13 protein-coding genes and 1 tRNA gene are annotated in these 12,124 nt (G+C 62.9%); 9 read left to right on the top strand and 5 right to left on the bottom strand.

Translation table 11 applies throughout. From position 1 onward, the window contains the following. Positions 1-100 precede the first annotated feature (100 nt). From K7W03_RS17980 to alr, 3 genes are all read left to right on the top strand, one after another. Positions 101-472 carry a tRNA-binding protein gene (locus K7W03_RS17980; RefSeq protein WP_099185775.1) on the top strand — a complete coding sequence of 124 codons (372 nt, stop codon included), beginning with the start codon at positions 101-103 and terminating at the stop codon, positions 470-472. 247 nt (positions 473-719) lie between these two features. Then, positions 720-2,312, top strand: a complete 1,593-nt coding sequence (locus K7W03_RS17975; RefSeq protein WP_222886966.1) for an MFS transporter — start codon at positions 720-722, stop codon at positions 2,310-2,312. A gap of 40 nt (positions 2,313-2,352) precedes the next feature. Continuing rightward, positions 2,353-3,399 carry an alanine racemase gene (alr, locus tag K7W03_RS17970; RefSeq protein WP_222886965.1) on the top strand — a complete coding sequence of 349 codons (1,047 nt, stop codon included), beginning with the start codon at positions 2,353-2,355 and terminating at the stop codon, positions 3,397-3,399. A gap of 60 nt (positions 3,400-3,459) precedes the next feature. Here the strand turns inward: alr and K7W03_RS17965 are convergent, their stop codons facing one another. Both K7W03_RS17965 and K7W03_RS17960 read right to left on the bottom strand, forming a co-directional pair. Next, positions 3,460-4,632, bottom strand: a complete 1,173-nt coding sequence (locus K7W03_RS17965) for an acetyl-CoA C-acetyltransferase (RefSeq protein ID WP_222886964.1) — start codon at positions 4,630-4,632, stop codon at positions 3,460-3,462. A gap of 50 nt (positions 4,633-4,682) precedes the next feature. Continuing rightward, complete coding sequence (locus K7W03_RS17960) at positions 4,683-5,771, bottom strand: alpha/beta hydrolase (protein ID WP_222886963.1); 1,089 nt, start codon at positions 5,769-5,771, stop codon at positions 4,683-4,685. Here K7W03_RS17960 and phaR point away from each other — a divergent pair. Then, a complete protein-coding gene (gene phaR, locus K7W03_RS17955; protein ID WP_222886962.1) occupies positions 5,770-6,375 on the top strand; it encodes a polyhydroxyalkanoate synthesis repressor PhaR in 606 nt (201 codons plus the stop codon). The two genes, K7W03_RS17960 and phaR, sit on opposite strands and share 2 nt — an antisense overlap. A gap of 209 nt (positions 6,376-6,584) precedes the next feature. Beyond that, positions 6,585-8,111 (top strand): aminoacyl--tRNA ligase-related protein, encoded by a 1,527-nt coding sequence (locus K7W03_RS17950; protein ID WP_222886961.1) that lies wholly within the window; start codon positions 6,585-6,587, stop codon positions 8,109-8,111. Positions 8,112-8,448: 337 nt separating this feature from the next. On the opposite strand, the gene hslU is transcribed toward K7W03_RS17950, so the two are convergent. Next, the gene (gene hslU, locus K7W03_RS17945; RefSeq protein WP_103000109.1) at positions 8,449-9,750 is read right to left on the bottom strand and encodes an ATP-dependent protease ATPase subunit HslU; all 1,302 of its coding nucleotides are present in this window, start codon (positions 9,748-9,750) and stop codon (positions 8,449-8,451) included. A gap of 116 nt (positions 9,751-9,866) precedes the next feature. Then, the gene (hslV, locus tag K7W03_RS17940; protein ID WP_025550868.1) at positions 9,867-10,433 is read right to left on the bottom strand and encodes an ATP-dependent protease subunit HslV; all 567 of its coding nucleotides are present in this window, start codon (positions 10,431-10,433) and stop codon (positions 9,867-9,869) included. A 171-nt stretch (positions 10,434-10,604) separates the two neighbouring features. Between hslV and K7W03_RS17935 the strand changes: the two genes are divergently transcribed. After that, positions 10,605-10,793 (top strand): hypothetical protein, encoded by a 189-nt coding sequence (locus K7W03_RS17935; protein WP_025550870.1) that lies wholly within the window; start codon positions 10,605-10,607, stop codon positions 10,791-10,793. 17 nt (positions 10,794-10,810) lie between these two features. On the opposite strand, the gene K7W03_RS17930 is transcribed toward K7W03_RS17935, so the two are convergent. Next, on the bottom strand, positions 10,811-10,939 hold the full coding sequence (locus tag K7W03_RS17930; RefSeq protein ID WP_007685859.1) for an entericidin A/B family lipoprotein: 129 nt from the start codon (positions 10,937-10,939) through the stop codon (positions 10,811-10,813). A 134-nt stretch (positions 10,940-11,073) separates the two neighbouring features. Here K7W03_RS17930 and K7W03_RS17925 point away from each other — a divergent pair. From K7W03_RS17925 to K7W03_RS17915, 3 genes are all read left to right on the top strand, one after another. Beyond that, positions 11,074-11,148, top strand: a tRNA-Val gene (locus K7W03_RS17925). 166 nt (positions 11,149-11,314) lie between these two features. Beyond that, the gene (locus K7W03_RS17920; protein ID WP_222886960.1) at positions 11,315-11,620 is read left to right on the top strand and encodes an ASCH domain-containing protein; all 306 of its coding nucleotides are present in this window, start codon (positions 11,315-11,317) and stop codon (positions 11,618-11,620) included. After that, positions 11,613-11,891: a hypothetical protein gene (locus K7W03_RS17915; RefSeq protein WP_222886959.1), complete on the top strand. Its 279-nt coding sequence runs from the start codon at positions 11,613-11,615 to the stop codon at positions 11,889-11,891. The genes K7W03_RS17920 and K7W03_RS17915 overlap by 8 nt, the downstream gene beginning before the upstream one ends. Positions 11,892-12,124 lie beyond the last annotated feature (233 nt).

Below are 12,124 nucleotides of genomic sequence, written 5' to 3'. Positions count from 1 at the left end.
TCCGATTGCATCGGCTCGACTGCTCCAAGTTTTTGTTTTGTCGTGTTTTCCAAGTCAGCAGATGATTCCATCTGCTTGGAAAACTCTCTAGCATGCCGCCATGCATCTGAATCATGATTCCGCTTCGGCCGCCGCCGACATCATCGGTTTCGACGATTTTCTGAAGGTGGATATTCGCGTCGGCACGATCCTTTCGGCGGAGCCATATCCGGAGGCGCGCAAGCCAGCCTATAAGCTGGTGATCGATTTCGGTCAGGGCATCGGCCAGAAGAGATCGAGCGCGCAGATCACGGAACATTATGCGGTGGAGGACCTGCCGGGCCGACAGGTTGCGGCCGTCGTCAATTTTCCGCCGCGGCAGATCGGGAAGTTCCTGTCCGAGGTGCTGACGCTTGGCTTTGCCGATGAGGCCGGGGCCGTGGTGCTGTTTGCGCCGGATCGGGCAGTGCCGAATGGGGCGCGGCTGTTTTGAAGGGAGCGGGTCTGGATCAAGGGGAGCGGGCCTGCGGTCCGCGCGATCCCCTGGATCGCAACCCTCTCACCCAGCTACGACTAAGGCAGCAAGCTGCCAAGTCTGCGCAGCCCTCTCCCTTAAGGGAGAGGGATAAAGCGGGTGTCCGCTTCCCACGCATATCGCGTCCATTCGCACGTCGCGCTTGCCGGAGTTCGGCACTTCATTAGAACGTAGGCGAACAATCAGTCAGGCAAGCGGGGGCGGAATGGGTGGAAGTGCGGTCGGCACCGACTATGTGATGGATGCGAAGCGTGACCGGCTGGTCATCACCGCTTCGGCGCTCGGCACATTGTTCGAATGGTATGACTTCTACATCTACGGCGTCCTCGCCCCGATCATCGGGCGTACATTCTTCCCGACGGACAATCCGACCGTGGAACTCCTCTATTCGCTGGCAGGCTTCGCCATCGGTTTCGGGTTCAGGCCGCTCGGCGCGGCGTTGTTCGGCTATCTGGGCGACAGGCTGGGGCGCAAATATACCTTTCTGGCGACCATCGTGCTGATGGGAGCGGCGACGGCGGGCGTCGGGCTGACCCCGTCCGCCGCGAGCATCGGCATCGCCGCGCCGGTCATCCTGATCCTGTTGCGGATCGCGCAGGGACTGGCGCTGGGCGGGGAATATGGCGGGGCGGCGATCTATGTCGCGGAACATGCGCCGCCGGGGCGGAGGGGTTTCTTCACCAGCTTCATCCAGGCGGGGGTGATCGGCGGCTTCATCCTGTCGCTGATCGTCGTGGTCGGCACGCAATGGATCGTCGGCAAGGCGGTGTGGGACGATTGGGGCTGGCGCCTGCCCTTCATCTTCTCGCTGGCATTGCTGGCGATCTCGCTCTGGATGCGGCTGATGCTGCGCGAAAGCCCGATCTTCGCGGCGATGAAGGCGGCGGGCGAGCAATCGCGCAACCCGTTGAAGGAGGCGTTCACCTATCCCGGCAACAGGCGGCGGATGCTGGTGGCGATGATCGGCATCGCGGCGGGCTTCACCGTCATCGCCTATACGGTGATGTTCCAGGCGCTTTATTTCCTGCAAAACGGCCTGCATGTCGCGCCCGGCATGGCGCAGTTGCTGGTGGGCGGCAGCGCCTTTGCGGGCGTGGCGGCCTTCATCTTCTTCGGCTGGCTGTCCGACCGGGTAGGGCGGAAAAAGCCCATCGTCATCGGCTATGCGCTGGTGCTGCTGCTGCTCATGCCGCTCTATCAGTTCATGGGGAGCATGGCGAACCCGGCCCTCTACCGGGCGGCGGAGCGCGCGCCGGTGATCGTGAGCGGCCCCGATTGCAGCTTCGATCCCTTCGCCAAGGTGCAGCCGACCGTTTGCGGCAAGCTGCTCGACCATTTTTCCAAGCGCGGCATCGCCTATGAAAAGCGGGAGGCGGCGACGCCTTCGGTCAGCGTCGGTTCCGTGGCGGTCGCGGACTTGAGCGCGGAAGGGCTGGATGCGGCGCTGCATGCGGCGGGATATGAGTCGGCCCCCGTCACGCCGGACTGGCCGCGCGCCTTGCTGCTGTTCCTGGCGCTGCTGCTGCTCTGGACGCTGTCGGGGGCAACCTATGGTCCCGTCGCGGCGCTGCTGTCGGAATATTTCCCGGCGCGGATACGTTATAGCTCGCTGTCGATCCCTTATCATATCGGGACCGGTTATTTCGGCGGGTTCCTGCCGCTGGTCAGCCAATATATCGTGGCGCGGACGGGCGATCCCTATGCGGGGCTGTGGTACACCATCGCGGTGGTGGCGGTCGCCCTGCTGACCTGCATCGTCGCCCTGCCGGAAACGCGCGGGGCCGAGATGGAAGCCTGATGCCTCGACGCTTGCGTCGCGGAGCGCTATCGGACAGGCGATGGCTGATTTTTCCGCACCTTTGCGCCTGCGTCTGGATGGAGGCGCTTTGCTCGCCAACTGGCGCTGGTTGAAGCGGCAGGGCGGCGCGGCGGCATGCGGGGCGGCGATCAAGGCCAATGGCTATGGGCTGGGCAGCGCGGAAGTGATGCGGCGCTTGCTGGATGCGGGGTGCCGGGACTTCTTCGTGTCCAACTGGGCCGAGGCGATGGCGCTGGAGCCTTTGATCAGCGAGGGCGTGTCGCTTTCCGTGCTGCATGGCGTGCGGGAGGAGGACATGGCGGTGGCGCTCGCCTCCCGCGCAAGGCCGGTGCTGTGCACGGAAGGGCAGGTTGCGCGCTGGAAGGAGGCGGGCGGCGGGCTTTGCGACGTCATGGTCGATACCGGCATGAACCGCCTGGGGCTGGATTGGCGGGGCGATGTTTCGGCGCAGGTCGCGGGGCTGGAGGTGGCGACATTGCTCAGCCATCTGGCTTCCGCCGACGAGGATGTGCCGCTCAGCCAAGTGCAGTTGGAGCGGTTTTCGGCGCTGCGGGGCGCAGTCAGGGCGGCGCGTTACAGCCTGGCGAACAGTGCGGGGATTTGCCTGGGCGCTGCCTATGCCTTCGACATGACGCGGCCGGGGATCGCGCTTTACGGCGGCGTGCCGCGCACGGAAGCGGCGGGGCGGATCGGGCAGGTCGTCTTTCCGGAGGCGCAGGTGCTGCAACGCCGCCGCGTCCGGGCTGGCGACACGATCGGTTATAATGCGACCCATCGCGCAGCGGCGGACATGGAGATCGCCGTGGTGAATCTGGGCTATGCGGACGGCTATTTGCGCGGCTTTTCCGGGCGGGGGTCCATGACTTTCGGGGACAGGCATCTGCCGGTGGTAGGGCGGGTCTCGATGGATTTGACCGCCGTCGACGTGTCGGGTCTGCCCGAGGTCGCGGAGGGGGATTGGCTGGGCGTCGACTATGCGCTGGCGGAGGCGGCGGCGGTTTCCGGACTGTCGCAATATGAGTTGCTGACAGGGCTGGGTGCGCGTTTCGACCGCATCTGGCGCTGACAGCAGAAGGCCGCCGATCCGGATTGGGATCGGCGGCCCTTTCGTTGCTTTACCGCCGGCTTAGCGCTCGACGCACATGGCGACGCCCATGCCGCCGCCGATGCAGAGGGTCGCGAGGCCCTTCTTGGCGTCGCGCTTCTGCATCTCGTAGAGCAGGGTGGTGAGGACGCGGGCGCCCGAAGCGCCGATCGGATGGCCGATGGCGATCGCGCCGCCGTTCACATTGACCTTTGACGGGTCCCAACCCAGTTCCTGACCGACCGCCAGCGCCTGCGCGGCGAAGGCTTCATTGGCTTCGATCAGGTCCAGATCGGCCAGCGACCAGCCCGCCTTGGCCAGCGCCTGACGGCTCGCCGGAGCCGGGCCGATGCCCATGATCGAGGGATCGACGCCGCAGGTCGCGAAGCCGGCGATGCGCGCCAGCACGGTCGCGTTGCGCCTGGCGGCTTCCTCGGCGCTCATCAGGACGAGGGCGGCGGCGCCGTCGTTGATGCCGCTGGCATTGGCGGCGGTGACGGTGCCATCCTTCTTGAAGGCCGGACGCAGGCCCTGCATCGCCTCCAGCGTGGCGCCGGCGCGGATATATTCGTCGGCGTCGACGACGGTGTCGCCCTTGCGGCCCTTGATCGTCACGGGAACGATCTCATCCTTGAAGCGGCCCGATGCGCGGGCGGCTTCGGCCTTGTTCTGGCTGCCGACGGCGAATTCATCCTGCGCCTCGCGGCTGATCTGGTACTTCTCGGCCAGATTTTCCGCCGTGATGCCCATGTGATAATTGTTGAAGGCGTCGGTCAGGCCATCATGCGTCATCGTGTCGATGAAGGAGATCGGCCCCATTTTCGCGCCGCCGCGCAGATATTGCGCATGGGGCGCCATCGACATGCTTTCCTGACCGCCCGCGACCATGATGCGGGCGTCGCCCGCGCGGATCGCCTGAGCCGCCAGAGCGACCGCGCGCAGGCCAGAGCCGCAAAGCTGGTTGAGGCCGATGGCGGTGCGCTCCACCGGAATGCCGGCGTTGACGGCGGCCTGACGGGCGGGGTTCTGGCCCTGCGCCGCGGTCAGGACCTGACCCAATATGACTTCGTCCACTTCCTCCGGCGCGACGCCGGCCTGGGCGAGAGCGGCGACGATGGCGGTGCGGCCCAGCTCATGCGCGGGGGTCGACCCGAAGGCGCCCATGAAGCTGCCGACGGCGGTACGCTTGGCAGCGGTGATGACGATGTCTGACAAAGCCTTGATCCTCAGTTCCGGGGTGATTGTTTTCGCAGGCGCACATATCATCATCCGCTATGACTGGAAAGCCATTGGGACAAAGGCTCCCACAGCATCGCCCGTCCGTTGCCGCCCACGATCATGCCGACATGGCCAAGGCTCAAGGTCGTGTTCTCGCCCATTTCCGGGGCGGCGGCGGCGGGAACGATGCGGTCCGTTGCGGAACGGATTGAAAGCGTTGGACAAGTCAGCCGGCGGGGATCGACCGTTCGTCCGTCGATATGCCATTCCCCCCGTCCGCTCGCATTTGCGGCATAGAATTGCTCGAAAAGGTCACGCCCCGCAGCATAGCTGAGCGGTGGGCCGCCATTGGCCCAATCCTCGACCGCCAGAAAGGCATGCTCTTCGTCGGAACCCGGCTCCATGCCGGCAAAGGCCGCATATTTGCGAATCGTCCGGGCGGGGTCCATCGCCCAGAAGCCCGATTGCAGCACCTCCATCGGGACATAGTCCAACCGCTGGCACATGGGCCTGGAACTGCGCCAGAGCGCGCCGATCTGTTCCCGGTCTGCCGCAGGGAACCCGTCGAAGTTCCAGGGCGCGGCAATCGTCGCCAACGCCCTTGCGGGTTGCAGCGCCGCAGCGCCGATGGCCAGATTTCCGCCGAGGCAATATCCCACCAATATGGGTGGCCGGGGCAGGGCGGCCAGCATCGGCAGCAGGCGGTCCGTCACATGCCGGTCGAGCCCCAGTGCGCCGTCGTCCGCCGCGGGCGTGCCCCAGTCGACCAGATAGGCGTCATGTCCTGCTGCGCGCATGTGGCGCAGCATGGACCGGCTGCCGGACAGGTCCAGCACTTGCGGCGGGTTGATCAGCGAAGGCACGAAAACCACGGGATGACGGCCGTTTTCCGTCCCATATCGAAGCAGCCTGGCGCTGCCTTCGCGAGCCACGACGGGAACGGCGGGGGGCGGGGCGGGGCGAATAGCCTCCTGATATTTCCGCAAACCCTGGAACGCCCGTTTGCGCAGTTCGGGATCATCCTCCGTCTCGCGCCATAAAATATTGAGAAAAAGGGGCAGGGGCCGCGGCCCATGTTGCGGCGCGGCATTCCCTTGTGCTAATGCGGAAAATGCAGGTGTGGGAGAGGTATCCATGGCCAAATCTAAGACCGCGAACGAATCCGAACCGGTCGTCATCAAGAAGTACGCTAACAGGCGGCTCTATAACACAGAAACGTCGAGCTACATCACGCTGGATCTTTTGTCGCAGATGACTCGTGAGGGGCGCGAGTTCGTCGTCGTCGATGCGAAGACCGGAGAGGACATAACGCATAATGTCCTGACCCAAATCATCATGGAGGAGGAGCAGCGGGGCAAGAACATGCTGCCCGTCAACTTCCTGCGTCAGTTGATCGCCATGTACGGCGATTCCATGCAGTCCATGGTGCCGCAATATCTGGAAGCGTCGATGGACGCCTTTCGCAAGAACCAGCAGCAGTTCCAGGAAGCCATGAAGGGCGCCTTCGGCGGCGGCCCGCTGGCCGAGATCGCCAAGCGCAACATGCAGATGTTCGAGGCGGCGGCGAGCGCCTTTGGCACGGGGATGCCGGGGTTGCCGGGGATGCCAGGCATGCCTGGAATGGCGGCGCCGACATCTTCGCCCACGCCGTCCGCTGCCGAAGAGGCCAAGGACGATGAGATCGCGGAACTCAAGGCCCAGCTTGCCGCGCTCAACGCGAAGATCGACAAGCTTTCCTGATTTCCGTCATCCCAGCGTAAGCTGGGATCTCAGGCGGTACGACACAGCCTGGCCTTACAAGATCCCAGCTTTCGCTGGGATGACGATATTGTCGATGTTCGCCCTTTACTTGGGCTGGTTGCTCATTGGGGCGACGGCCCTTTGGGGTCGACAGGGGCGGCGCGCTTGGCCTATGGCGCGCCATCCACTCGAATTTTAAGGTCGATCCCGTGAAGCACGCCCTTTCCGTTACCCGCGAACAGGATTTCGCCGCCTGGTATCAGGCCGTCATTTCCGAAGCCGACATGGCCGAGGAAAGCGGTGTGCGCGGGTGCATGGTCATCCGGCCATGGGGTTACGGCATTTGGGAACGGATGCAGAAGCTGCTGGACGAGCGCATCAAGGCGACCGGCCATGAGAATTGCTATTTCCCACTGTTCATTCCGCTTTCCTATTTCGAGAAGGAGGCGGAGCATGTCGACGGCTTTGCCAAGGAAATGGCGGTCGTCACGCATCACCGGCTGATCCAGAAGGACGGGAAGATGATCCCCGATCCCGAAGCGAAGCTGGAGGAGCCGTTGGTGGTTCGTCCGACTTCGGAGACGGTGATCGGCGCGGCTTTCTCCCGCTGGGTGCAGAGCTGGCGCGACCTGCCGGTGCTGATCAACCAGTGGGCGAATGTCGTGCGTTGGGAAATGCGCACGCGGATGTTCCTGCGTACGGCGGAATTTCTCTGGCAGGAGGGGCATACCGCTCACGCCAGCGTCGATGAGGCGATGGAAGAGACGCTCAAGATGCTGGAAGTCTATCGCGGCTTTGCCGAGGAGTGCGTGGCGCTGCCGGTGATCGCGGGTGAGAAGCCCGAGAATGAGCGCTTTCCGGGGGCCGTCGCGACATATTCCATCGAGGCGATGATGCAGGATGGCAAGGCGTTGCAGGCAGGCACGTCGCATTTCCTGGGAACCACCTTCTCGCAGGCGCAGAATATCAAGTTCCAGAATGCCGAGGGGCAGCAGGAACTGGCGCAGACGACCAGTTGGGGCGTGTCGACGCGGATGATCGGCGGGCTGATCATGGTGCATGGCGATGATGACGGGCTGCGCGTGCCGCCTCGGGTTGCGCCTTATCAGGTGGTCGTCGTGCCGATGCTGCGCGATACGGATGAGGATGCGGCGATCCTGGATTATTGCGGCGAGCTGGTGGCGGAGCTGAACAGGCAGGATGTGTTCCGGGAGCCGGTGCGCGCCTTGCTGGACCGGCGGCCGGCCAAGGCGGCGAACAAGCGCTGGGGCTGGGTCAAGAAGGGGGCGCCGGTCGTGATCGAAGTCGGCGGGCGCGACGTGGCCGGGGGCAATGTGTCCATAATCCGGCGTGATCGGCTTTATCGTGAGGACGGGAAGCTCGATAGCCGGATTGTGGCGAAGGCGGACTTCCTTGGCGCGGCTACGGGGATGCTGGAGGATATTCAGCAGGCTTTGTTTGCGGATGCGCAGGCGCGGCTGCTGGGGAATATCGACAAGTCGGTGACGTCGCTCGATGCGCTCAAGGCTTATTTCGGGGCTAGCAAGAAGCCGGGCTGGGCGCTGGTGCAGTGGGCCAAGCCGACCGGCGCGGCGCTCGACAAGGTGATCGAGTGGCTGAAGGGCGAGAAGCTGACGCTACGCAATGTGCCGACGGATGCGGAAGCGGCTGACGGGCTGTGCGTGTTCACCGGCGAGAAGGCGGTGGAGCGGGTGTTGGTGGGGCGTTCTTACTGAGCCTCTAAAATTCCCTCCCGTTTACGTTCAAACAAGGCACGTGACTCGTTTGAAGGGTTGGGCCGTATCGACATTCAGTTCGATATGGGAGGTTTCCAACATAATTGACGTCATGCTGAACTTGTTTCAGCATCCATCGTGCCTCCAGGCGCCGTTCTCCTGTGGGGAGAAATGGATGCTGAAACAAGTTCAGCATGACGATTTGGAATGAGGGCTAATGCCTGTCGTTCGAAATAGCTGAATGCCGATACAGCGCAGGGGAGGGCATGTCACAGCGCTCTCCTCACAATCTCTTCCCCGACCCCTCCCGCAAGCGGAAGGGGAGCTATAAGGGCAATTACAGCACATATTTGCTGAGGTCGGTGTTGCGCGCCACTGCGCTCAACTGCTTCTCCACATAGGCCGCATCGATCACCAGCGTTTCGCCTTGGCGATCCTCCGCGTCGAAGCTCACATCCTCCAGCAGCTTTTCCATAACCGTCTGGAGGCGGCGGGCGCCGATATTTTCGACCTCGCTGTTCACCTCCGCCGCGATCTTCGCGACGGCGCGGATGCCGTCGGGCGTCAGGTCGATGGTCACGCCCTCGGTCGCCAGCAGCGCGCGATATTGCGCAACAAGGCTCGCCTTGGTGTCGGAGAGGATCGAGACGAAATCATCCTCGGTCAGCGCCTTCAGTTCGACGCGGATCGGCAGGCGGCCCTGCAATTCCGGCAGCAGGTCGCTGGGCTTCGCCACATGGAAGGCGCCGGATGCGATGAACAATATATGGTCCGTCTTGAGCGGGCCATATTTGGTGGAGACCGTCGTGCCCTCGATCAGCGGCAGCAGGTCGCGCTGCACGCCTTCGCGGCTGACGGAGCCGCCGCGCACGTCGCTCACCGCGATCTTGTCGATCTCGTCGAGGAAGACGATGCCGTTCTGCTCCGCGCTGGAGATGGCGACGCGGGCGACATCGTCCTGGTCCAGCCTCTTGTCCTGCTCCTCCTCGACCAGCTTGTCCCAGGCTTCCGCGACGCGCAGCTTGCGGCGCTTCTTCTGCTGTTGACCGAAGGCCTTGGACATCATGTCGCTGAGGTTGATCATGCCGATCTGGCCGCCCATGCCGGGGATTTCCATCGGCATGGAGGGGCTGTCGGTGACTTCCACCTCTACCTCGACATCGTTCATCTGATTGTTCTCGATCCGCTGACGGAAGGAGAGGCGGGTCGCCTCGCTCGCTTCCTTGCCGGTGAGGGCGTCGAGCAGGCGGGCCATGGCGGCTTCGGATGCGGCTTCGCGCACGGCTTCGCGGCGGCGGTCGCGTTCCAGGCGGACGGCTTCCTCGACCAGATCGCGGACGATCTGCTCCACGTCGCGGCCGACATAGCCGACCTCGGTGAATTTGGTCGCTTCCACCTTGACGAAGGGCGCGTCGGCCAGCTTGGCGAGACGGCGGCTGATCTCCGTCTTGCCGCAGCCGGTGGGGCCGATCATCAGGATGTTCTTCGGCGTCACCTCGTCGCGCAGGTCGGCGGAAAGCCGCTGCCTGCGCCAACGATTCCGCAGCGCGACGGCGACCGCGCGCTTGGCGTCGGACTGGCCGATGATGTGCGCGTCTAGCGCGGAGACGATGGCTTTGGGTGTCAGATTGTCGTTCATGGGATCTCTAAAAATCCGTTCGCCCTGTTTTCATGAGCCGCATGGCTCATTCAAATGTCAAAGGGCGTTGCTTCTGAAGAAAGGAGGGGCTTCGACAGGCTCAGCCCGAACGGGGTTCAAGCTACAGATTCCAGCTCTTCAACCACGAGCTGGTCGTTGGTGTAGACGCAGATGTCCGCCGCCACCTTCATCGCCTTGCGGGCCAGGGTTTCGGCATCTTCCTCATATTCCACCAGCGCCCGCGCGGCGGCGAGGGCGAAGTTGCCGCCCGAACCGATGGCCGCGACGCCGCCTACCGGCTCCAGCACGTCGCCATTGCCGGTCAGGATCAGCGTCACTTCCCTGTCCGCCACGATCATCATCGCCTCCAGGTTGCGGAGATATTTGTCGGTCCGCCAGTCCTTGGCGAGTTCCACGGCGGCGCGCATCAACTGGCCGTTGTGGCGCTCCAGCTTGGCCTCCAGCCGTTCGAACAGGGTGAAGGCGTCCGCCGTGGCGCCGGCGAAGCCGCCGATGACCGATCCGTCGTGGAGACGGCGGACCTTGCGGGCGTTGGGCTTCATCACCGTCTGGCCCATGGAGACCTGGCCGTCGCCGGCCACGATCACCTTCCCGTTCTTGCGTACCGACATGATGGTCGTGCCATGCCAGACCGGCATGGAATGGGAGCGTTGGTCGTTCATGGCCGGCATATGGGAGCGATGGTGACGGCGCGCAAGCATCCGCTGCATAAGCGCCGGATCGTGTCATTTTCTGGACAGATTTATTTCAATTCGTTCAGGAACCAATCTGGCGCAATTGACATTGTGCAACGCAGCAACAATCATTCGGGCATGTTGCAGAGAGGCAGGATCATGACCCTCAAGGCCAGAGCGCAGGAAAAGGTCGAACGTGCGGGAATATCGAACTATTCCTTCGATCAGGACGTGCTGGTGATGTGCGGCGTGCGCTATACGATCGCCGCCTGCGATTGTGGCGAGCCGGAATGCGACGGCGTCCGCCTGGAGAAGGATGCGGCCGTTGCGGGCCGCATCCTCCAGTAACCGGCGATCCCGCCGGATCAGTTGATGGCTTTTTCCCCGGCGCGGCCGACGGATTCGATGTCCCGGCCCGCACCCTTCACGGTGTTGCAGGCGGCCAAAGAGGTGAGAAGCAGCCCAGCAATGACCAGGGCGACGGTTTGACGCATGAATATGCACTCCTTCTGAAAGCGTATCGACTATAACGCGGATGAAGCGGATAAGTCCATTTTCGGAAAATAGCTTGTTCGATATGCTTGACAGGTGGCGCGGTGGATGCCAATGGCCGCCTCCTCCTTACAGGGGGCGCGTAGCTCAGCGGTAGAGCACACCCTTCACACGGGTGGGGTCACAGGTTCAATCCCTGTCGCGCCCACCATTTTTCCCCTTATTTTCAAGGGGATTAATGGCGGAAGGCCGATATAGGCCAATCTCTAAATTGCGGAACAGTGCGGGAACAAACGCACTTTTGCGACGGTTATTCGTACAAATCCGGTACAGCAGAAACGCTTGCACGCTGTCATCTGCGAATCGGGAGGCGGCGCATGGCTGACCTGATCATTCCCGTGAAGGGAATCTACTTCGACCAGATCGCCAGTGGCGAGAAGTTGGAGGAGTATCGGCTTGTTACACCCTTCTGGATCAAACGGCTGCGCAACCGGGCCTATGATCGCGTGATCCTGACGCGGGGCTATCCGAAGGGCGGTGGCGTTGAAGGTGAAACCCGGCTTACCCGCCAGTATCGCGGCGAGATCATCCGGACGATCACGCACCCGCATTTCGGGGCGGCCCCAGTGATGGTCTATGCGATCGATGTATCCCACCCCCACAAGGATCACCCCCATGTCTGAGATGATGAAGCTGGCTGAGCGAATAACGCTTCAACTGACTTGCCGCGCTTGCCCCGAGCAATATGACGCATACCTTGATGGCAAGCAGGTTGGCTACCTGCGCCTTAGGCATGGAGCGTTTCGCGTCGACGTACCTGATTGCGGAGGCGAGACGGTCTATGAAGCCGAGCCAGAAGGGGATGGTATCTTTGCTGACCATGAGCGCGACCATTTTCTCCGTGAGGCGAAATTGGCCATAGCCCGCGCCCACCTTGAGGGGGAGGGGGAATGAGGATGTTGATCAAGGAATGGTGGCCGACCTCTGTGCCCATATTATGGATATGGTTCGTTCAAACTGTAGCTGGCTGGCCTGCGGCGTTCTTCTCTAGTCTGAGCGCGTTCGCAGTCTGCATCTTATGCTTGTATGAAGCCGGGAAGCAATCCCAGAAAGGCCCTCATGATGGACGGTAAGGTGGATCAGGATGCAATCGCCTTGCGGGACTATCTGGCTATCCGTGGCCTGAA

Source organism: Sphingobium sp. PNB (assembly GCF_019873065.1).
GTDB classification, from domain to species: domain Bacteria; phylum Pseudomonadota; class Alphaproteobacteria; order Sphingomonadales; family Sphingomonadaceae; genus Sphingobium; species Sphingobium fuliginis.
The sequence above is the reverse complement of the archived record's forward strand: the minus strand, read 5'-3'. Positions and strand labels throughout refer to the sequence as shown.